Origin of the sequence: Enterobacter sp. R-1.6.2 (assembly GCF_035064085.1) — a bacterium.
In the GTDB taxonomy this organism is placed as follows: Bacteria; Pseudomonadota; Gammaproteobacteria; order Enterobacterales; family Enterobacteriaceae; genus Enterobacter; species Enterobacter asburiae_B.
Window position 1 is genome coordinate 15,228 of sequence record NZ_JASEYI010000021.1, and the last position, 21,292, is coordinate 36,519.

Below are 21,292 nucleotides of genomic sequence, written 5' to 3' on the forward strand. Positions count from 1 at the left end.
GCGCCCCCGGGGCGCTTTTTTAGTTTATGCCCGCCACGCGCAGCAGCGCGGTTACCACTGCCGCCGCCACGATCACCACAATTAACGGCATTTTCCGCCAGGCCAGAAATACCGCAAACGCCACGCCCAGCACGCGCGCCATTCCGGCAAAGTGGTCACCTTCATAAAACGTGGTCGCCAGCGCCACGGAAAACAGCAATACCGTTGCCGCATCTGACAGCAGCGCCTGTGAACGCTCTGACAATGCCAGCCTGCTGCCCAGTTTCGCCCCGCCAAGACGCATCAGATACGTTCCCGCAGACAAAATGGCGATGCCGAGAATAAAAAACGTCATATTTCCCATTATTTTTTCCTCGCAGCGAGACCCAGTAAGGAGAGCAGCACCGGTAATCCCACCGGGGCAAACGGCACGGCGGCCAGTGACAGCGCGGCGCCGCTGCAGGCGCGGATCAGCGTGGTACGGTTTTTAAACGCGGGAACCACCAGCGCCAGCAATATGGCCGGGAATACCGCATCCAGCCCGAGGGTTTCCGGATCCGGCAGCAGCTTGCCGACCATAGCGCCCAGCAGGGCCCCCAGTGGCCAGACAATCGCCACGCCTAAACCACATAGCCAGTACGCCGCTTTGCGCTGTTCGGGCGTTTTTTGCGACAGGCCAAACACCACGCTTTCGTCATTCATGATGTGGCAGCCCAGCAGGCTCAGGCCGCGTTTGCCGACCAGCTCACGCACCGTCACGCCAAACGGCACGTGCCGCGCGTTGACCAGCAACCCCGCGGCTGCGGCCGCCAGCGGGTTACCGCCGCTTGCCACGATGCCAATAAACATAAACTCTGACGCGCCCGCGAGTACGGTGATGGAGAGTACAAACGGTACCCAGACCGGGAAACCGTAGGCCATCGCCAGGGAGCCGTATGACATCCCGACCACGCCGACCGCGAGGCAGACCAGGATGATTGCTTTTATGGTGTCGCCTTTCAGGCAAGAGAGATGATGCTTCATACATTTTTAGCCATATCGAACGGGTATCCATTATAATGAACGCAACAGAAGTGTTTTTCAAGATGAACGATTCGTTCGGTTTATAGAACAAAGAGGCCGTTTTATGACGCAGCCAATCAGCGTAATCGCCAAAAGCCTGGTGCGAGAACGCCTGCGAACCGGGCTTTCACTGGCGGAAATCGCTCGCCGTGCCGGGATCGCAAAATCCACGCTTTCTCAGCTAGAGTCAGGCAACGGTAACCCTAGCCTCGAAACGCTGTGGTCGCTTTGCGTGGCGCTGGATATTCCTTTTGCCCGCCTGCTTGAACCACAGCAGCCTACCACTCAGGTGATCCGTCGTGGTGAAGGTACGAAGGTCGTTGCCGGACAGGCCAACTACGAGGCGATACTGCTGGCGGCATGTCCGCCTGGCGCGCGACGCGACGTATACCTCCTGCTTACCCAGCCGGGCGCAGACCGCATTTCCCAGCCGCATCCGCCGGGGTCCGTTGAACATATTATTGTGACGCAGGGGCGCGCGTTAGTCGGCCTGATCGACGCGGCGGAAGAGCTCGGCCCGGGAGATTACATCTGTTATCCCGCCGATCTGCCGCATATCTTTAAGGCGCTGGAGCCGGATACGCACGCGCTGCTGGTGGCGGAACAAAACTAACAGAGATACGGAAACTCATGTCGCTTAAATCCATTGCCAAAGAACTGGGGCTGTCAGTCACCACCGTCAGCCGCGCCCTCAACGGATATGACGACGTCTCCGCCGAGACGCGCGCACGCGTGGAAGCAGAGGCCCAGCGCCGTGGTTACCGACCGAACACCTTCGCCCGCCGCCTGAAGATGGGCAAAATTGACGCCGTCGGGCTGGTGTTTCCCGTACATCCTGTTCCGCTCAATAACAGCGTATTTATGGACATGGTCGGCGAAATTAGTCATGAACTGGCGCGACATGAGATCGACTTATTGCTCATCGCCGACGACGATCTGGCGGATAAGCACAGCTATATGCGCATGGTGCAAAGCCGACGCGTCGACGCGCTGATTGTGGCGCACACGCTGGACCACGATCCGCGTCTTGTTCAGCTTCAGGCCGCCGGTTTTCCTTTCCTGGCGCTTGGGCGCAGCCACCTCCCGCAGCCGTACGCGTGGTTTGACTTCGACAACTATGCCGGTACCTGGCAGGCGACCCGCTGGCTGATCGAGAAAGGCCATAAGCGTATCGCGCTACTTGGCGAAAGCAACAATCAGGCGTTTATCACCCAGCGCCGTCAGGGTTATCTGGACGCCCTGCGGGAAGCCGGGCTTTCCAGCGAATGGCTGCGCGCCATGCCGCCTTCGCGCCGCGTCGGGTATGCCACCACGAAAGAACTGCTTGCCCTGCCGCAGCCGCCAACGGCCATCATCACCGACTGCAACACCCACGGCGACGGCGCGGCGATGGCGCTGGCGCAGATGGGGCGTTTATCCGGCGACAACGCCGTCTCGCTGGTGGTCTATGATGGCCTGCCGCAGGACAGCATCGTTGATATTGAGGTGGCGTCGGTGATCCAGTCCACCCGCCAGGGCGTCGGGAAACAGATTGCCAATATGGTGCGCCAGCTGATTAGCGGCGACGATATTGAACAGCTTCAGGTGCTCTGGCAGCCTGAATTCTCTCCGGGCCAGACGGCCTAAATACCGCAAAATTTTAAACCCGATCACAGAACCGAAACGTTTTGGTTTGTATCCGAAACGTTTCGGATCAACACTCAGATCATCCCGATGACAGGAGATGTCTGATGCAAGATCCCGTTTTACGACTCGAAACCACGACGGTAGACGTGGTGATCAAAACCCATCCGTTCGCCGAAATTCTCTACTGGGGGCCTCACCTTCAGCACTTTTCGCCTCAGGATGTTGCTATTCTCGCACGTCCTGTTGCCAACGGCAGGCTTGACGTCGACTCCCCGGTCACGCTGATGGCCGAGCTGGGGCATGGTCTGTTTGGTTCGCCTGGCATTGAGGGTCATCGCCAGGGGCTGGACGGTTCCCCGGTGTTCAAAACCACGCAGGTGCATCAGGACGTAAACACCCTGACGATTACCGCCGAAGATGAGCATGCGGGCTTGCGCCTGACCAGCGAGCTGGCGCTGGATGTCAGCGGCGTGCTGGTGGTTCGTCACGGTTTAACGAACCTGAAAGCGATCCCCTGGCAGGTTGACCGTTTCGCCGTCACGCTGCCGGTGGCCGAGCGCGCGCAGGAGGTGATGGCCTTCCACGGACGCTGGATCAGAGAGTTTCAGCCGCACCGCGTAAAGCTTGAACACGACAGCTTCGTGATTGAAAACCGTCGGGGTAAAACCTCCCACGAGCACTTCCCGGCGCTGATTGCCGGTACGCCGTCGTTCAGCGAAATGCAGGGCGACGTCTGGGGCGTGCATCTGGGCTGGAGCGGTAATCACCGCCTGCGCGCGGAAGCGAAAACCGACGGTCGTCGCTATCTTCAGGCCGAAGCGCTCTACCTGCCGGGTGAAATGGCGGTTGAGGAGGGCGATACGCTCTGGACGCCGCGCCTGTACGCCAGCTACTCCACGCAGGGCCTGAACGGCATGAGCCAGCCGTTTCATCGCTACCTGCGCAACAACGTCATCCGCTTCCCGGAAAACAAACCGCGCCCGGTGCACCTCAATACCTGGGAAGGGATCTACTTCAACCACGATCCGGACTACATTAAGCGCATGGCCGACGAGGCTGCCGCGCTGGGCGTGGAGCGCTTCATCATCGATGACGGCTGGTTCAAAGGCCGCAATGACGACCATGCCGCGCTGGGCGACTGGTATCTGGACGAGAAAAAATACCCGAACGGCCTGACGCCGGTGATCGACCACGTCAAACGGCTCGGCATGGAGTTTGGCATCTGGGTTGAGCCGGAGATGATTAACCCGGATTCAGATTTGTACCGTGCGCATCCTGACTGGGTACTGGCGCTGCCGGGCTATCCCCGGGCGACCGGACGACACCAGCTGGTGCTCAATCTCAGCATCCCGGAGGCCTTTGATTACCTGGTGGAGCGCATGAGCTGGCTGCTGGGCGAGCATGCGGTCGACTACGTGAAGTGGGACATGAACCGCGAGCTGGTGCAGCCTGGACACAACGGTAAAGCCGCCGCCGACGCTCAGACCCGTCAGTTTTACCGCCTGCTGGACGTGCTGGGCGAGCGCTTCCCGCATATTGAGTTTGAATCCTGCTCCTCCGGCGGCGGTCGCATTGATTATGAGGTACTGACCCGCAGCCACCGCTTCTGGGCGTCCGACAACAACGACGCGCTGGAGCGCAGCACCATCCAGCGCGGCATGAGCTACTTCTTCCCGCCGGAGGTGATGGGTGCGCATATCGGTCATCATCAATGCCACGCCACCTTCCGCCAGCATAGCATCCAGTTTCGCGGGCTGACGGCTCTGTTTGGCCATATGGGGCTGGAGCTGGATCCGCTCACCGTGGACGCACGGGAGCGCGAAGGCTATCGCCATTACGCCGCGCTGCACAAGCAGTGGCGGAATGTCATTCATCACGGCACCCAGTGGCGAATTGATATGCCGGACGCCACCACGCTGGCGCAGGGTATTGTTAGCGAAGATAAGGCTCAGGGGCTGTTTATGGTCAGCCAGCTCGCGATGCCGGACTACAGCCTGATGATGCCGCTGCGCATGGCGGGGCTGGAGGCCAGCGCGCAGTACCGCGTCACGCTGCTCGATCACCCGAATATTCAGATTACGGGTGAAGGAGGGCACACCATGCGCAAGCTGCCGGCGTGGATGGAAACGCCGCAAACGGTGAGCGGCGAGTGGCTGATGCAGGCGGGCATTGCGCTGCCGATTCTGGATCCGGAAACCGCCATTCTGATTGGCGTTGAACGCGTGTAAGGGTGACGGGCCGGGCAGCCGGCCCTCCGTTGAGGATAAAAATAATGAACACAACAACCTGTACCTACAAAGACAACCCTAACTTCTGGATCTTTGGGCTGTTCTTCTTTCTCTACTTCTTCATCATGGCCACCTGCTTTCCGTTCCTGCCGATTTGGCTGTCGGACATCATCGGCCTGAATAAAACCCACACCGGGATTGTCTTCTCCTGCATCTCGCTGTCGGCTATCGCCTTCCAGCCAGTGCTGGGCGTGATTTCGGACAAGCTGGGGCTGAAAAAACACCTTCTGTGGATCATCGCGGTGCTGCTGTTTCTGTTCGCGCCGTTCTTCCTGTACGTCTTCGCGCCGCTGCTGAAAGTCAATATCTGGCTGGGCGCGCTGAGCGGCGGGATGTATATCGGTTTTGTATTTTCGGCCGGATCGGGGGCGATTGAGGCCTACATTGAGCGCGTGAGCCGCAACAGCTTCTTTGAGTACGGCAAGGCGCGGATGTTTGGCTGCCTCGGCTGGGGCTTGTGCGCCTCAACGGGCGGCATCCTGTTCGGCATCGATCCGTCGTACGTTTTCTGGATGGGATCGGGAGCGGCATTGCTGCTGATGCTGCTGCTGGTGGTGGCGAAGCCAAAGCCCAACCAGACGGCGCAGGTCATGGATGCCCTGGGCGCGAACCAGCCGCAAATCACCGCCAAAACCGTGTTCAACCTGTTCCGCCAGCGCAGAATGTGGATGTTTATCCTCTATGTGATTGGCGTGGCCTGCGTGTATGACGTTTTCGACCAGCAGTTTGCCACCTTCTTTAAAACCTTCTTCGCCACGCCGCAGGAAGGAACCCGCGCCTTTGGTTTCGCAACGACTGCGGGGGAAATCTGTAACGCCATCATTATGTTTTGCTCGCCGTGGATCATTAACCGCATCGGCGCGAAGAACACGCTGCTGATCGCCGGGGTGATTATGGCGACGCGCATTATCGGTTCATCGTTCGCCACCACCGCCGTGGAGGTGATTGCCCTCAAGATGCTGCACGCGCTGGAAGTCCCGTTCCTGCTGGTGGGCGCATTTAAGTACATCACCGGGGTGTTTGATACCCGACTGTCAGCGACTATCTATCTGATCGGCTTCCAGTTCTCCAAGCAGTCGGCGGCCATTTTCCTCTCCGCTTTTGCCGGGAATATGTATGACCGGATCGGCTTCCAGGAGACGTATCTGATGCTGGGCTGTTTCGTGCTGGCGATTACGGTGGTGTCGGCGTTTACGCTGAGCAGCAGGCAGGAGATCGCCGCCGCCGCGGGGGCAGCAGCGTTAACACATCAGTCCAGGTAAAAGACCTCTTTCAGCTCGGTACTCACCGGGCTGTTATCCGGGTTCGACGGCATGACGTCGCCCATATGTTTCCACCAGCGCTGGCAGACGTCGGTATTCGCTACCGCGCTCCAGCGCTCCTCCGATTCAATCTCTACGGTCGCAAACAGCAGGCTGCGGGCCCTATCGAGATAAATGGCGTAGTGGTGTGCGCCGTGGTCTTTCAACACCTTTTCCAGCTCCGGCCAAATTGGATTGTGGCGGCGCGCGTACTCCTCGTGCGCGTCCGGGTTTACTTGCATCACAAAGGCTTTGCGGATCATAGTGCCTCCAGATAGAGCTCGCGAACTTCCTCACGACTGGCGGCGCGCGGATTGCACGGCGCACACGGATCGGCGAGCGCTTTATCCAGCCAGCCTTCAATATCGGCTTTGGTCACGCCGAGCTGGCTAAAGCCCGCAGGGATGCCGACGCGAGCGCTCAGGTCGCGAATCGCCTGAATGGCGGACATGCTGGCGGCTTCATCGCTCATGCCGCGGGTATCGACGCCCATCGCCTGCGCCACGCGGGCAAAACGCGCGACCGCGTTCGGGCGGTTAAAGCTTTCGACGATCGGCAGCAGGATGGCGTTGCACACGCCGTGCGGCAGGTTGTGCGTCGCGCCCGGCTGGTGCGCCAGGGCATGCACAAGGCCGAGACCTGCACTGTTAAACGCCATGCCCGCCAGATACTGACCAAACGCCATCTGCTCGCGCGCCTCAAGGTTATGACCGTCTTCGACCGCTTCCGGCAGCCACAGGTTGATCAGGCGAATTGCTTCCAGCGCGTTGGCGTCGGTCAGCGGGTGCGCGCCAACGGACACGTAGGCTTCAATGGCATGGGTCAGGGCATCCATACCGGTTGCGGCGGTCACGGAGGCGGGAATATCGAGCATCACGCTGGCATCGTCCACGGCGATGTCCGGGATGATGTTTGGGTCAATAATCACCTCTTTCACCTGACGTGCGGAGTCGACGATCACCGCATTGCTGGTCATCTCCGCCGCCGTGCCTGCGGTGGTATTAATTGCCACCAGCGGCACGCCCGCATTTTTCACCTTGCCGACGCCGGAATAATTGGTTGACGGGCCGGGGTTGGCGGTGAGGATTTTAATCGCCTTGGCGGTATCAATCGGGCTGCCGCCGCCGAAGGCAATCACGTAATCACACTCCGCGTCCCGGTATGCCGCAAATCCTTTTTGCACCAGCGCTTCCGTCGGGTTCGGGAACACCTCATCGAACAGGTGATACGACACCTGATGGGCGTCCAGCGCGGTAAACAGGCTGTCGAGCAGGCCCAGCTTCACCAGCTGGCCGTCGGTGACAATCAGCGCTTTTCCCCACTGTTTGTTCGCTACCAGGTTGACCATATCGCCGATTGCGCCCGCGCCGTGAAGGCTGATTTTTGGAAGTGCCAACATAAAGCTCATGATAATTCTCCTTAACGATCAACGTTTGTCCTGCGAAGGCGTTATGCGTACAAATCCAGCGCGGATTGCAGCGGGCTCACGCCAAAGCGCTTGCCGAGGGCGATGAGTTCTTCCCGGGAAATGGTCTGCTTCATGCCGCCCATGGAGTACACCTTCACCAGCACTTCCGCTGATTTCTCGGCGGTGTCGATCAGGCCAAAGGTTTCATCCAGCGTTGGGCCGCTGCCGAACACGCCGTGGAACGGCCACAGCACCAGAGCATGTTTTTGCATATCAACGGCGGTTGCCTGGCCGATTTCGTCGGTACCCGGCACCATCCACGGCAGAATGCCCACGCCGTCCGGGAACACCACCAGACACTCGGTACTGCCTTCCCACAGCTTACGGGTGATGAAGTCGGCGCTGTTTTCCAGCACGTAGGTCAGGGCGATCAGGTTGGTGGCGTGGCAGTGCATGATCACGCGGTCTTTGCCGTTCGTCGCCCTGATGCGCTCGCAGTGGGAGAGGAAGTGCGCCGGCAGTTCGGAGGTGGGCACCGCCTCGTCGGTCAGTCCCCAGAGAATGTGGTAGCCCGCGCCATCGCTGTCCACTTTCACCACGCCGAGGTTGGCCTCCGGGTCGAGCTGGACGTTACGGAAGAACTTGCCGGAACCGGTGACGATAAACGGCGTGTTGGCGAGCAGCGGCATCGGCTGGCTCAGCGCGATATAGCGCGGCTTCTGGTGGAAATCGGCCGCGAACGGTTCAATATCCGCGTCGTCCAGGCGCAGCGTCAGGTTGCCGCCGTTGCGCTCGTCCCAGCCTTTCAGCCAGGCGTCGGAGGTGGCTTTGATCATGCCCTGGACGAACCAGGAAGTGGTGATGGTCTGCATAGTCTTCATTTTCCAGTTATCGCGGTGAGGTTGAACCCTCACCCCGGCCCTCTCCCACAGGGAGAGGGGGTAAAAGTTCCCTCTCCCTGTGGGAGAGGGTTAGGGTGAGGGCAAAATTACCCGCGCTGACTCAACACGTCTTTCTCGTATGCCCGTACGTTGTCCAGCCACTGGCTGCCCGCCGGGGCGTCGTTACGCTGGCAGTACATCTCCCACACCGCCTGCCACGGCAGGGATTTCTGCTCTTCCAGCAGCGCCAGACGCGCGGTGTAGTCGCCGTTAGCCTCCAGCTGTTTCAGCGCGGCGACAGGCTCCAGCAGCGCGCGCAGCAGGGCTTTCTTCATGTTGCGGGTGCCGATAACCCACGCTGCGATGCGGTTGATGGAAGCATCGAAGAAGTCGAGGCCGATGTGTACGCGCTCAAAGAGGTCGTGACGGATGATTTCGCTGGCAATCGCCTGGGTTTCGTCATCCAGCAGCACCACGTGGTCGCTGTCCCAGCGCACCGGACGGCTGACGTGCAGCAGCAGGCGCGGCACGTAGAGCATGGCGGCGGAGATTTTGTCGGAGATCACCTCGGTCGGGTGGAAGTGGCCGGCATCCAGACACAGCGCGGTCTGGCGGCTGGTGGCGTAACCCATATAGAACTCGTTTGAGCCTACGGTGTAGCTCTCGGCGCCAATGCCGAACAGCTTGCTCTCTACGGCGTCGATGTGGTGCGCCGGGTCCAGCTTCTCGCTGATGGCCTCATCCAGCGCGGCCAGCAGGCGCTGGCGCGGGGCCAGACGGTCGACGGTGATATCCTTCATGCCGTCCGGGATCCAGATGTTCATCACCGACGGCGTGCCGAGCTGTTCGCCGAAATAGGCCGAAACGCGGCGGCTGGCCTTCACGTGGTCGATCCAGAACTGGCGGATGTCGTCGTCCGCGTGGGCGAGGGTAAAACCGTCCGCGCTCAACGGATGTGAGAAGCAGGACGGATTAAAGTCCAGGCCCAGCCGGTTGGCTTTGGCCCACTCCACCCAGTTCTTAAAGTGTTCCGGTTTGATTTCGTTGCGCGTCACCGGCTCGTCGGATTCGAGATAAATCGCATGCAGGTTCAGGCGTTTTGGCCCCGGGATCAGGCTCAGCGCCAGCTCCAGGTCGGCGCGCAGTTCGGTCGCGTTACGCGCTTTGCCGGGGTAGTTACCGGTGGCCTGAATACCACCCGTCAGGGAACCGCCTGGGTTCTCGAAACCGGCGACGTCATCGCCCTGCCAGCAGTGCATGGAGACGGGCAGACGGTCGAGCTGGCGCAGCGCCTCTTCGACATCCACGCCGACGGCGGCGAAACGCTGTTTAGCCAGGCCCCAGGCTTGTTCTAATTGAGTTGTCATGCGCAAAGCTCCTTAGTCAGTCGGTTTTGCTGAAACTGCGCCCGAAAGCGAGCAATTTCACGGCAGGGATTGGGGGTGAAGGTGGTCAGGCTGGCGTTAGCCGCCACCACAGAACGGAAGTCATCAACGCTGGAAAGTTCGTCCAGGGTCATCAGCTGAATGCCGATATTCCCGAGCGTGGAGGCCTCCACGGGACCCGCCACCACGGTGATGCCGCAGGCATCGGCGCAGAGCTGGTTCAGCAGCTGGTTCTGGCAGCCGCCGCCCACGATATGCAGCTGGCTAAACGGTTTTCCGCGAAGGCTCGCCAGCTCGCTGAGGATGTCGGCATACAGCAGGGCGAGGCTGTCAAAAATGCAGCGCGCCAGTTCGGAAGGGCTCGACGGCACCGGCTGCCCGCCCTCGACGCAGGCGGCCTGAATTTCGGCGCTCATGTGCGCCGGGTTGATAAAGCGGTCATCGTTCGGGTTGATCAGGAACGTACAGGCCTTCAGCTTCTCGGTTTCGGCGATAAGCGCGGGCAGGTCGGTAATGTTTTGCTCTTTCAGCACCCGCTGGAGCAGCCACAGCCCCATGATGTTTTTCAGTACGCGGTAGCGGCCTTCGGCACCGCCTTCGTTGGTAATGTTTGCGGCCATCGCGGCATCGCTGGCGTACGGGGTTTTGCTCTCAAAGCCCATCAGCGACCAGGTGCCGGACGAGAGGTAAGCCGCGTCTTTGCTTGCAAGTGGGGACGCTATTACCGCGCTGGCGGTATCGTGGCTGGCGACGGCAACGACAGGGATTGCGTTCCCCTGGGGGCAAATCCAGTGACCGATCACGTTACCCGGGTGGGTGGGTGTGCCGAACCAGGAAGGCGACGCCCCCGTCCAGGCCAGCAGATGTTCATCCCAGCTATCCGAGTTGATATTGACCAGCTGCGTGGTGGTGGCGTTGGTATATTCCCAGTTCATGTTGCCGGTCAGGCGATAGCTCAGGTAGTCCGGGATCAGCAGCGCATGGGCCACATCCGCGACCAGCTCCGGCTGTTGCTCGACCAAAGCACGCAGCTGATAAAGCGTGTTAAACGGCAGAAACTGAATGCCGCTGCGCCCGTAGATGTTGTCCTTGCCAAGCTGGGCGATAGCGTTCGCCATCAGGCCGTCGGTGCGGCTGTCGCGATAAGAAACCGGCAAGCCGACGCGCTCGCCATGGCTATCAAGCAGAACGAAGTCTACGCCCCAGGTATCAATGCCGATGCTGTCGATGCGAATGCCGTCGTTGCAGACGTTGTTCAGTCCGGTACGGATCTCCGCCTCCAGGGCATCGATATCCCAGGTATCAAAACCGTCCTGCTTTTGCAGGCAGTTGGCGAAACGGTGCATTTCGCGAAGCGAAAGCGCGTGCTGCTCACGGTCCCAGCTCGCGAGCATTACGCGGCCGCTGGATGCGCCTAAATCGACAGCCACACAATGGCGAAAAGTCATGGTCGGGTCCTTTCTTAAGTCATTAGCGGTGAGTGTAAAAAAGGGAAGAAAAAGTCACCTTCTCACCACTGACAGGCCAAATCTCGCGCTGGCAAGAAAGCAAAGGTGAATGTGAGGGCGTTCACAGTTTCCAGCAGTGGCGGGATGCTCAGGCAGTGTGACGCTGGGCGCATTTCCCGATCTTTCCCCCTGTTTCTTGAAAAATGGACAGCTTTTGCGAGGTTTACTGCCAAAAATTGAAGGTGAGTGTGGGAGGCCTTAATTACTATTTTGAGAACATTTTTCATTGGTGGGGGCCGTTATGACCGTACTGCACTGCGTGGATTTTTTTCCTTCAGGAGGTTCGCCTGTCGCGATTGAGCCACGGCTTCCTCAGGCTGCGTTCCCGGAGCATCATCATGATTTTCACGAAATTGTGATTGTTGAGCGCGGGACGGGTATTCATGTTTTCAATGGCCAGCCCTATACCATCAGCGGCGGTACGGTGTGCTTCGTGCGCGACCACGACCGGCACCTGTATGAACATACCGACAACCTGTGTCTGACGAATGTGCTTTACCGTTCCCCGGACGCGTTCCAGTTTCTTTCGGGGCTGAGCCAGCTGTTGCCCCAGGAGCAAGACGGACACTATCCGTCGCACTGGCGGGTGAATCAGTCCATCCTGCAGCAGGTGCGTCAGCTGGTGAGCCAGATGGAGAAGAGCGAGGACGGGCAGGAGACGCACGCCATTGCCACGCGTGAACTGCTGTTTATGCAGCTTCTGGTGCTGCTGCGCCGCAGCAGCCTGGTGGAAGGGCTGGAAGATAACAACGCGCGCCTGAACCATCTGCTGGCCTGGCTGGAAGATCATTTTGCCGAGGATGTCTGCTGGGAAACGCTTGCGGATGATTTTTCCCTGTCGTTGCGGACCCTGCATCGCCAGCTTAAACAGCACACCGGGCTGACGCCGCAACGCTACCTTAACCGTCTGCGCCTGATCAAAGCGCGTCATCTTTTACGTCATACCGACGATAGCGTCACGGATATTGCCTATTGCTGCGGTTTTGGCGACAGCAATCACTTTTCAACGCTGTTTCGCCGGGAATTTAACTGGTCTCCGCGCGATATTCGCCAGGGAAAAGACGCGATGCTTCAGTAACGCGAGGGCAGTCACCGTTTTATTTCCGCAAAAAAGCTAATAGTGTCAGGTTATTCGGCGTAGAGGTCGTGGTGTGGCTGCTCAGTTAATTCTTCGCAAAGATGATTTTTTTGCCTCCGCGAGTCAGGCCGTCACGGTGGCCGATCGCTACCCGCAGGACGTCTTTGCCGAACATACCCACGAGTTTTGCGAGCTGGTGCTGGTTTGGCGCGGTAACGGCCTGCACATCCTCAACGACCGTCCCTACCGCATCACGCGCGGAGACCTGTTCTACATTCGCGCGGATGATAAACACTCCTACGCCTCGGTTAACGACCTGGTGCTGCAGAACGTTATTTACTGTCCGGACAGGCTCAAGCTTAACGTGGACTGGGCCGCGAGCATTCCGGGCTTTCTTGATGCTAAGGGTTCTCCGCACTGGCGCTTAAGCAGTAGCGGCATGGCTCAGGTACGGCAGGTTATTTCTCAACTGGAGCAGGAGAGCCAGAAGAACGATCCCGTTGCTAACCAGCTGGCGGAGTTGCTTTTCGCCCAGCTGGTGATGACGTTGAAGCGCCATCGTTACGCCACTGATAACCCCTCCGCCACAACGCAGGAAGCGCTGCTGGATAAGCTCATCACCCGGCTTGCGGGCAGCCTGAATAAAAACTTTGTACTGGATAAATTCTGCGAGCAGGAACAGTGCAGCGAGCGCGCGTTGCGCCAGCATTTCCGCACCCTGACCGGGATGACGGTGAACCACTACCTGCGCCAGCTGCGCATCTGCCATGCACAATATCTCCTCCAGCATACGGAGTGGATGGTCAGTGATGTGGCGATGCGCTGCGGCTTTGAGGACAGTAACTACTTTTCAGTGGTGTTTAACCGCGAGGTGGGGATGACGCCGGTACAGTGGCGTCATCGCAGTCGAAAGGGGGCGTAATCAGTTTGCCATGCCGAGGCCGACGATATTGGCAGCGATAATAATCACCACGCAGCCGAGGCTCAGTACGCCAACCGGACGACGTCCGGCGTTCGTCCACTCTTTCAGCACCAGCCCAACCAGCCCGCCGCAAAGTACGTAGAAACTCATGTGCAGCATCCAGCTTATATAGTCGTATTGCGCCGGAATGCTGGCGTGGCCCCAGGCGTAGAAGAAGAACTGCAAATACCACATCAGGCCGCCCAGAGCCGAGAGGAGCACGTTGGTGATGATGAGCGATGTTGCCAGCGAGAAATCGGTTTTTACCGACAGGTTTTTTACTTTTGCCAGACGAATGAAGCAGAAGCCCAGGTTAACCATCGCGCCGCCACCCATAATCACGACATAGCTTGGTAGCGCAACGTACAGCGGATCGACGCCCAGCGCGGCAGCCGCTTCGTGCATCGGTTTGGCGGCGTTCATGGCGAACGACATGCCGGCCGAGAAAATGCCGCACATCACCGCCAGCAGCAGACCTTTCTTCAGGTTAAAATCTTCAGCTTTAATGCCCATCTTGCGTTCTTTCAACTGCCCCGCGCGCGTCACAATTCCTACGCCAATGACCGCCACCAGCACGCCCAGGAGCGTCATCCGCCCACCCTGAGTATTAATAAGCACGTCGAAATTGCCGTTGAGAATTGGCGTCATCAGGGTACCGACGATCAGCGTGATGCCAATCGCGATACCAATCCCCATCGACATGCCAAGATAACGCATGGTGAGGCCATAGTTGATGTTGCCGACGCCCCACATCGCGCCGAACAGGAACACCGGCAGCAGGGTGGCGGCGCTGAAGGAGGAGAAGTAGCCCCAGAAATCGGGCAGCAGCATGGCGCTAATGGTCCAGGGCAAAATCAGCCAGGACACGATACCGCCAACGGACCACATGGTTTCCCATGACCAGCCTCTCACTTTTTTAAACGGAGCATAGAAACAGGCTGCACTGGCAGCGCCTATCAAATGCCAGAAGATACCCATCGTAATCGCATGATTCATTTTTACACCCTCATCGTTTTTATCGTCAGCGGCTTCCCACCGACTTGAGGAGTGTAAAAATTAGGCGGTTTGGGGACCTTCAGAAGGTTGCCGCACATGCGTTCTGGATGGCAATCAGCACGTTAACCGCGTGAGCAGACTCACAATTTCGCGATTAATCGAAAAACGAATAACCTTATAAAAAATACGGCATTGATAATCATTTTCAATATCATTTAATTAACTATAATGAACCAACTGCTTACGCGGCATTAACAGCTGTGCCGCCCGACAATAATGGAGAGGATTATGAGTTATACACTGCCATCCCTGCCGTATGCCTACGACGCACTGGAACCGCATTTCGACAAGCAGACGATGGAAATCCATCACACTAAACACCACCAGACCTATGTGAACAACGCGAACGCCGCGCTGGAAAGCCTGCCAGAGTTCGCTAACCTGTCTGCTGAAGAGCTGATCACCAAGCTGGACCAGCTGCCAGCGGACAAGAAAACCGTTCTGCGTAACAACGCAGGCGGCCACGCTAACCACAGCCTGTTCTGGAAAGGCCTGAAGACCGGTACCACCCTGCAGGGCGACCTGAAAGCGGCTATCGAGCGCGACTTCGGCTCCGTTGACAACTTCAAAGCGGAATTCGAAAAAGCCGCTGCAACCCGTTTCGGCTCTGGCTGGGCGTGGCTGGTTCTGAAAGGCGACAAGCTGGCGGTGGTTTCTACTGCTAACCAGGACTCCCCGCTGATGGGTGAAGCGATTTCTGGCGCATCCGGCTTCCCAATCCTGGGTCTGGACGTGTGGGAACACGCTTACTACCTGAAATTCCAGAACCGTCGTCCGGACTACATCAAAGCCTTCTGGGACGTGGTGAACTGGGACGAAGCAGCAGCGCGTTTCGCCGCTAAAAAATAAGGTTGCATTGACGCCTGTGAGAAGCGAGTCTTATGACTCGCTTTTTTTGTATCTGCGTAATGGAGGCAGCAATGCATTACCCGGTGAACGTGTTTACAGGCAAGGTAAGGGAGTACGACGGCAGCCGCCCAAGCGCCATCGCCAAAATTCAGGTCGACGGTGAGTTGACGTTAACCGACCTCGGGCTTGCGGGTGACGAGCAGGCCGAAAAGAAAATCCACGGCGGGCCCGATCGCGCGCTGTGCCACTACCCGCGTGAACACTATCAGCACTGGAAAACCGAGTTTCCCGAGCAGACGGACCTCTTTGTTGCTCCCGCGTTTGGCGAGAATCTCTCCACCGAAGGGCTCACCGAAAAGAACGTGTTTATCGGTGATATCTACCGCTGGGGCGATGCCCTGATTCAGGTGACGCAGCCACGCTCGCCGTGCTTCAAGCTCAACTACCACTTCGGTATTCAGGATATGTCGGCCCAGCTGCAAAAAGCGGGTAAAACCGGCTGGCTGTATCGCGTGGTGCTGGCTGGGCAGGTTTCAGCGGACGCGCCGCTTGAGCTGGCGTCGCGCCTGAGCGATGTGTCTGTTTATGACGCCTGCGCCATTGCCTGGCATATGCCGTTTGACGACGAACAGTATCACCGCCTGCTGTCGGCGGCGGGATTATCCATCAGCTGGACAAGAACGATGCAGAAGCGGCGTTTAAGCAGCAAGATCGAGGATAATTCGCGGAGATTGTGGGGGAAATAGTCCTCCGCAGAAAGTAGGCCGGGTAAGGCGAAGCCGCCACCCGGCACTAACAGCTACGAACGCTTATACAACGGCAGCCACAGCGTTAAACGTAGTCCACCCAGCGGGCTATCGTCGGCTTTCACCCAGCCGCGGTGCTGCTGCATGGCGGTTTCAACAATCGCCAGACCCAGTCCCGTGCCGCCCGATTCCCGGTCGCGCGCCTCATCGGTACGATAGAACGGACGGAAAATCTGCTCGCGGTCTTCCGGGCTCACGCCTGGGCCGTCATCATCGACAATGACGGTGATCCCGTCTTTATCCACCGAGAACGCCACCTCAATCTTCGTATGCGAGTAGCGCAGGGCGTTACGCACGATGTTCTCCAGCGCGCTTTCCAGCGTGTTGGGGTTTCCGTACAGCGGCCACGGGCCCGGCGGGAAGTTGACGGTAAAGGATTTACCCATCTGTTCCGCTTCGAACGCCGCGTTGTCCAGCACCTCGTGCCACAGGTGATTGGCTTTCACCGTTTCGCTAACCAGCGCGTTTTTCTGCTGATTGCGCGACATGACCAGCAGGTCGTTGATCATGCTGTCCAGGCGGTGCGCTTCCGTTTCAATACGCTCCAGCTCTTTGCTCTCACCGCTGCGGCGGCGCAGCAGCGCGGTGCCAAGCTGCAAGCGCGTAAGCGGGGTACGCAGCTCGTGCGAGATATCCGACAGCAGACGTTGCTGTGCGGTCATCATACGATCGAGGGCGCTCACCATCTGGTTAAAACTGGTTCCGGCGGCAAGGAACTCCTGCGGACCTGCTTCCAGTTCAGGGTGTTGTCGCAGGTTACCCTGCGCCACCTCATCGGCGGCATTCTTCAGCTTACGCGCCGGTTTTGCCAGGCTCCACGCCAGCCATAACAGCAGCGGTGAGCTGACCAGCATGGTGACAATCAGCAGCAGGAGAGGGCGGTCAAACAGCAGGTTGATAAAATCAGACTGGGAGTTGCTCGCCGGACGGATCAGATAGAGCTGATAATTATCCTCTCCGTCCCTGACGGAGAAAGGCCCTACCATCTCTACGCGGCCATATTTCTTCTTCTGGGGATGATCGGCATTATCCGCCTGGCCAATGAAGTTGCGGATAATCTGCATTTCATTGCGATCGGCCCCAATCACGCGGCCTTCGCTGGTCACCAGCAGCAGGCGTTGTCCGGGCGGCGCCCACTTGTCGATAGCGCGAAACAGCCTGCGCCACCACATTAAATCGTTTGGCGGATCGTTTGCCAGCTCGGCTTCCACGTGCTGCTCGATCATCACGCCCTGACGTTGCTCGCTGTCGAGAAGCTCCGTCATCTGGCGTGAGTCGAGTTTTGGCAACATCAAAACGAGCATTAAAACCAGTGCCAGCGTCAGCCAGAAGATGGCGAAGATGCGGGCGGTTAAGCTTCCTATCATGAAGCGGAAACCATCAGATAACCGCGACCACGCAGGGTTTTAAACCATGGGTGACCGTCTTTACGCTCCGGCAGCTTACGGCGCAGGTTAGAGATGTGCATGTCGATGGCGCGGTCAAACGGGGTGAGGCGTTTGCCCAGCACTTCCTGGCTTAGATGTTCACGCGATACCACCTGGCCGAGGTGCTGAGCCAGCAGATACAGCAGGGTGAACTCCGTGCCGGTCAGTTCCAGCGTCTGGCCATCAAAGCTCGCTTCCTGACGGCCCGGGTTGAGGCTCAGGGAGTCGACTTCAAGAGTAGGTGAGCTGTTGTCGGTATTTTGCTGCTGTTCGCTCCAGTGGGAACGACGCAGGATAGCGCGAATACGGGCAACCAGTTCACGGTCGTTAAACGGCTTGGGTAAATAGTCATCCGCGCCCAGCTCAAGGCCGAGTACGCGGTCAAGTTCGCTGCCGCGCGCGGTCAGCATAATAACGGGAGTCTGGTGTGTCTGGCGAAGCTCTTTCAACGTATCAATACCGTTTTTCTTCGGCATCATCACGTCGAGCAAAAGTAAATCGATGCTGTCGTCAAGGAGACTCAGCGCCTGCTCGCCATCATGGGCAACCAGGACGTTGAAACCTTCCATGTCGAGCAACTCCTTTAAAAGGGATGTGAGCTCTCGGTCATCATCAACTAACAGGATTTTATTCATTGTTTAAATACCTCCGAGGCAGAAATTACGACATCAAGGCTGTCTAATCCATGACTTTACGTTGTTTTACACCCCCTGACGCATGTTTGCAGCCTGAATCGTAGACTGTCTCTCGTTGAATCGCGACACGAAAGATTTTGGGAGCAAGTGATGCGCAAAGTTACCGCTGCCGTCATGGCCTCAACGCTGGCGTTCAGTGCGTTTAGCCAGGCTGCTGAAGCTATCATCAGCGATAACAGTCCCTTACAAGAGGGCGCAACGCAGAACAGCAGCCAAAGCCATATGTTTGACGGCATAAGTTTAACCGAACATCAGCGTCAACAGATGCGAGATCTGATGCAGAGGGCACGACACGACCAGCCCCCTGTTAATGTTAGCGAAATGGAGACAATGCATCGCCTTGTCACCGCAGAAAATTTTGACGAAAGCGCTGTACGCGCTCAGGCCGAAAAAATGGCACAGGAACAGGTTGCCCGCCAGGTAGAGATGGCGAAGGTCCGCAACCAGATGTTCCATCTGCTAACGCCCGAGCAGCAAGCGGTTTTGAATGCCAGACATCAGCAGCGAATGGACCAGCTGCGCGAGGTTGCACGGATGCAGCGAAGCTCAGAAACGACGTTTTTCAGTAGCAATAGCAGTACCCGTAGTAACCAGTAAACCCTGTTTTCCTTGCCATAGACACCATCCCTGTCTTCCCCCACATGATGTGGGGGTTTTTTTTGCCCCGCATCCGCGCTGTTAACCGTTTATTCATCCTTAGACTCCCCATGCTTCCGTTATACTAGCGGCATGACATGACAGGAGCGTTTATGAATCAATCCTATGGAAGACTGGTAAGCCGGGCCGCCATTGCGGCGACCGTCATGGCCTCCAGCCTGTTACTGATTAAAATCTTTGCCTGGTGGTATACCGGCTCGGTCAGTATTCTGGCGGCGCTCGTGGACTCGCTGATGGACATTGCCGCCTCGTTGACCAACCTGCTGGTGGTGCGTTACTCGCTGCAGCCAGCGGATGAAGAGCACACATTTGGGCACGGTAAAGCGGAGTCGCTGGCCGCGCTGGCGCAAAGTATGTTCATTTCCGGCTCTGCGCTGTTCCTGTTTTTAACCGGCATTCAGCATCTCGTTTCGCCGACACCGATGAACGATCCCGGCGTGGGCGTAGTTGTGACGATCGTTGCGCTTATATGCACACTTGTTCTGGTAACGTTCCAGCGCTGGGTTGTTCGCAAAACGCAAAGTCAGGCTGTACGGGCGGATATGCTTCATTATCAATCTGATGTTATGATGAATGGGGCTATTCTTATTGCGCTCGGTCTGGCCTGGTATGGCTGGCATCGCGCCGATGCGTTATTTGCGTTAGGGATTGGTATCTATATTTTATATAGCGCCCTGCGGATGGGGTATGAGGCGGTGCAATCACTGCTTGACCGCGCCCTCCCGGACTCAGAACGGAATGAAATTTTTTCTATCGTGACCTCCTGGCCCGGCGTCAGCGGTGCACACGATCTTCGAACGCGGCAGTCAGGGCCGACCCGCTTTATTCAGATTCATATTGAAATGGAAGACAACCTGCCACTGGTTCAGGCTCACGTTATTGCTGAGCAGGTCGAGCAGGCGATTTTGCAGCGTTTTCCTGGTTCAGACGTCATCATTCACCAGGATCCCTGCTCGGTTGTACCCGGTCATGTTGGGCTTTCGTAATTCGTTGTAAAAAAGTGAGCCAGGCCAGCATTTTGTGTATAAATTACCGCCGTTTGGTCTGACCTGAATCAATTCAGCTGGAAGGGATTGATATACTATTTGCAGTATTCGTTGGTCGATAAGTTTCTTCCGGCAACAGATTTCAATTTTGCATTCCTAAGTTCAGAGGTAGTCATGATTAAGAAAATCGGTGTGTTGACAAGCGGCGGTGATGCGCCGGGCATGAACGCGGCAATTCGTGGTGTTGTCCGTGCAGCGCTGACGGAAGGCCTGGAAGTTTTTGGCGTTTATGACGGTTATCTGGGCCTGTATGAAGATCGTATGGTTCAGCTCGACCGTTACAGCGTGTCTGACATGATCAACCGTGGCGGTACTTTCCTCGGTTCCGCGCGCTTCCCGGAATTCCGTGATGAACACGTTCGCGAAGTGGCTATCGAAAACATGAAGAAACGCGGCCTGGACGCCCTGGTGGTTATCGGTGGTGACGGCTCCTACATGGGTGCAAAACGTCTGACCGAAATGGGCTTCCCGTGCATCGGTCTGCCGGGCACCATCGACAACGACATCAAAGGTACTGACTACACTATCGGCTTCTTTACTGCACTGGGTACCGTTGTTGAAGCGATTGACCGTCTGCGTGACACCTCTTCTTCTCACCAGCGTATCTCTATCGTTGAAGTGATGGGCCGTTACTGCGGCGACCTGACGCTGGCGGCAGCCATTGCGGGCGGTTGCGAATTTATCGTCGTGCCGGAAGTCGAATTTAGCCGTGAAGATCTGGTGGCTGAAATCAAAGCGGGCATCGCGAAGGGTAAAAAACACGCGATCGTGGCTATCACCGAGCACATCTGCGACGTTGACGAGCTGGCGAAGTACATCGAAGCCGAAACCAAACGCGAAACCCGCGCGACCGTACTGGGTCACATCCAGCGCGGCGGTTCCCCAGGCCCTTACGACCGTATTCTGGCGTCCCGTATGGGCGCGTACGCTATCGATCTGCTGCTGCAGGGTCACGGCGGCCGCTGCGTCGGTATTCAGAACGAAAAACTGGTTCACCACGACATCATCGACGCGATTGAAAACATGAAGCGTCCGTTCAAAGGTGACTGGCTGGACTGCGCGAAAAAACTGTACTGATCGGTTCTGTTGCCCGGTGGCGCTGCGCTTACCGGGCCTACAAAGCACGACTCGTAGGCCGGGTAAGGCGTAGCCGCCACCCGGCTTTTTTATGCGCGCACGCTTTTTTTATTCCACTACGTTATAGCCAATCTTTTTTTATTCTTTAATCCTCGATTCGCTTTCTGGCACGCTGCATTCATCAAAACACTACACAAGAGAG

21 protein-coding genes are annotated in these 21,292 nt (G+C 57.7%); 11 read left to right on the forward strand and 10 right to left on the reverse strand.

Annotated features, from left to right (window positions below; all coding sequences use genetic code 11):
- Positions 1-19 precede the first annotated feature (19 nt).
- On the reverse strand, positions 20-343 hold the full coding sequence (locus tag QMN93_RS19780) for an AzlD domain-containing protein (protein WP_033146957.1): 324 nt from the start codon (positions 341-343) through the stop codon (positions 20-22).
- Complete coding sequence (locus QMN93_RS19785; protein ID WP_193140219.1) at positions 343-1,002, reverse strand: AzlC family ABC transporter permease; 660 nt, start codon at positions 1,000-1,002, stop codon at positions 343-345. Before QMN93_RS19785 ends, QMN93_RS19780 begins: the two co-directional genes overlap by 1 nt.
- A 103-nt stretch (positions 1,003-1,105) precedes the next feature.
- Here QMN93_RS19785 and QMN93_RS19790 point away from each other — a divergent pair, with 103 nt between their 5' ends.
- The 4 genes from QMN93_RS19790 (at position 1,106) to QMN93_RS19805 (ending at position 6,217) form a co-directional block, all read left to right on the forward strand.
- Complete coding sequence (locus QMN93_RS19790; RefSeq protein WP_033146956.1) at positions 1,106-1,654, forward strand: helix-turn-helix domain-containing protein; 549 nt, start codon at positions 1,106-1,108, stop codon at positions 1,652-1,654.
- A gap of 17 nt (positions 1,655-1,671) precedes the next feature.
- The gene (locus tag QMN93_RS19795; RefSeq protein ID WP_193140217.1) at positions 1,672-2,667 is read left to right on the forward strand and encodes a LacI family DNA-binding transcriptional regulator; all 996 of its coding nucleotides are present in this window, start codon (positions 1,672-1,674) and stop codon (positions 2,665-2,667) included.
- A gap of 104 nt (positions 2,668-2,771) precedes the next feature.
- The gene (locus QMN93_RS19800) at positions 2,772-4,895 is read left to right on the forward strand and encodes an alpha-galactosidase (protein WP_193140215.1); all 2,124 of its coding nucleotides are present in this window, start codon (positions 2,772-2,774) and stop codon (positions 4,893-4,895) included.
- A gap of 44 nt (positions 4,896-4,939) precedes the next feature.
- On the forward strand, positions 4,940-6,217 hold the full coding sequence (locus tag QMN93_RS19805; RefSeq protein WP_193140213.1) for an MFS transporter: 1,278 nt from the start codon (positions 4,940-4,942) through the stop codon (positions 6,215-6,217).
- Here the strand turns inward: QMN93_RS19805 and rhaM are convergent.
- The 5 genes from rhaM to rhaB all read right to left on the reverse strand — a co-directional run bounded on the left by rhaM (position 6,205) and on the right by rhaB (position 11,378).
- Positions 6,205-6,519: an L-rhamnose mutarotase gene (gene rhaM, locus QMN93_RS19810; RefSeq protein WP_045888508.1), complete on the reverse strand. Its 315-nt coding sequence runs from the start codon at positions 6,517-6,519 to the stop codon at positions 6,205-6,207. The two genes, QMN93_RS19805 and rhaM, sit on opposite strands and share 13 nt — an antisense overlap.
- A complete protein-coding gene (gene fucO / locus QMN93_RS19815) occupies positions 6,516-7,664 on the reverse strand; it encodes a lactaldehyde reductase (protein ID WP_193140211.1) in 1,149 nt (382 codons plus the stop codon). The genes rhaM and fucO overlap by 4 nt, the downstream gene beginning before the upstream one ends.
- Before the next feature lie 41 nt (positions 7,665-7,705).
- Positions 7,706-8,536: a rhamnulose-1-phosphate aldolase gene (gene rhaD, locus QMN93_RS19820; protein WP_047059155.1), complete on the reverse strand. Its 831-nt coding sequence runs from the start codon at positions 8,534-8,536 to the stop codon at positions 7,706-7,708.
- Positions 8,537-8,652: 116 nt separating this feature from the next.
- The gene (gene rhaA / locus QMN93_RS19825; protein ID WP_193140209.1) at positions 8,653-9,912 is read right to left on the reverse strand and encodes an L-rhamnose isomerase; all 1,260 of its coding nucleotides are present in this window, start codon (positions 9,910-9,912) and stop codon (positions 8,653-8,655) included.
- Entirely contained in the window at positions 9,909-11,378 is a 1,470-nt protein-coding gene (gene rhaB / locus QMN93_RS19830) for a rhamnulokinase (RefSeq protein WP_069303430.1), read from the reverse strand. Before rhaB ends, rhaA begins: the two co-directional genes overlap by 4 nt.
- 301 nt (positions 11,379-11,679) lie before the next feature.
- Between rhaB and rhaS the strand changes: the two genes are divergently transcribed.
- Together rhaS and rhaR are read left to right on the forward strand one after the other, a co-directional pair.
- Positions 11,680-12,516: an HTH-type transcriptional activator RhaS gene (gene rhaS, locus QMN93_RS19835; RefSeq protein WP_048976985.1), complete on the forward strand. Its 837-nt coding sequence runs from the start codon at positions 11,680-11,682 to the stop codon at positions 12,514-12,516.
- Between the two features lie 73 nt (positions 12,517-12,589).
- Positions 12,590-13,438: an HTH-type transcriptional activator RhaR gene (rhaR, locus tag QMN93_RS19840; protein ID WP_064673062.1), complete on the forward strand. Its 849-nt coding sequence runs from the start codon at positions 12,590-12,592 to the stop codon at positions 13,436-13,438.
- On the opposite strand, the gene rhaT is transcribed toward rhaR, so the two are convergent.
- Positions 13,439-14,473: an L-rhamnose/proton symporter RhaT gene (rhaT, locus tag QMN93_RS19845; RefSeq protein ID WP_039264206.1), complete on the reverse strand. Its 1,035-nt coding sequence runs from the start codon at positions 14,471-14,473 to the stop codon at positions 13,439-13,441.
- 288 nt (positions 14,474-14,761) lie between these two features.
- Here rhaT and sodA point away from each other — a divergent pair, with 288 nt between their 5' ends.
- Together sodA and yiiM are read left to right on the forward strand one after the other, a co-directional pair.
- A complete protein-coding gene (sodA, locus tag QMN93_RS19850) occupies positions 14,762-15,382 on the forward strand; it encodes a superoxide dismutase [Mn] (RefSeq protein WP_004203668.1) in 621 nt (206 codons plus the stop codon).
- 71 nt (positions 15,383-15,453) lie between these two features.
- Positions 15,454-16,128, forward strand: coding sequence for a 6-hydroxyaminopurine reductase (gene yiiM / locus QMN93_RS19855; protein ID WP_064673063.1), 675 nt, complete (start codon positions 15,454-15,456; stop codon positions 16,126-16,128).
- Positions 16,129-16,181: 53 nt separating this feature from the next.
- Here the strand turns inward: yiiM and cpxA are convergent, their stop codons facing one another.
- Together cpxA and cpxR are read right to left on the reverse strand one after the other, a co-directional pair.
- Positions 16,182-17,555: an envelope stress sensor histidine kinase CpxA gene (gene cpxA, locus QMN93_RS19860; protein ID WP_023309731.1), complete on the reverse strand. Its 1,374-nt coding sequence runs from the start codon at positions 17,553-17,555 to the stop codon at positions 16,182-16,184.
- Positions 17,552-18,250, reverse strand: coding sequence for an envelope stress response regulator transcription factor CpxR (gene cpxR, locus QMN93_RS19865; protein WP_006179159.1), 699 nt, complete (start codon positions 18,248-18,250; stop codon positions 17,552-17,554). Before cpxR ends, cpxA begins: the two co-directional genes overlap by 4 nt.
- A 150-nt stretch (positions 18,251-18,400) precedes the next feature.
- Here cpxR and cpxP point away from each other — a divergent pair, with 150 nt between their 5' ends.
- The 3 genes from cpxP to pfkA all read left to right on the forward strand — a co-directional run bounded on the left by cpxP (position 18,401) and on the right by pfkA (position 21,090).
- On the forward strand, positions 18,401-18,907 hold the full coding sequence (cpxP, locus tag QMN93_RS19870; RefSeq protein WP_032662714.1) for a cell-envelope stress modulator CpxP: 507 nt from the start codon (positions 18,401-18,403) through the stop codon (positions 18,905-18,907).
- Positions 18,908-19,059: 152 nt separating this feature from the next.
- Complete coding sequence (fieF, locus tag QMN93_RS19875; protein ID WP_023309697.1) at positions 19,060-19,953, forward strand: CDF family cation-efflux transporter FieF; 894 nt, start codon at positions 19,060-19,062, stop codon at positions 19,951-19,953.
- Positions 19,954-20,127: 174 nt separating this feature from the next.
- Positions 20,128-21,090: a 6-phosphofructokinase gene (gene pfkA, locus QMN93_RS19880; RefSeq protein ID WP_023309696.1), complete on the forward strand. Its 963-nt coding sequence runs from the start codon at positions 20,128-20,130 to the stop codon at positions 21,088-21,090.
- Positions 21,091-21,292: the final 202 nt, after the last annotated feature.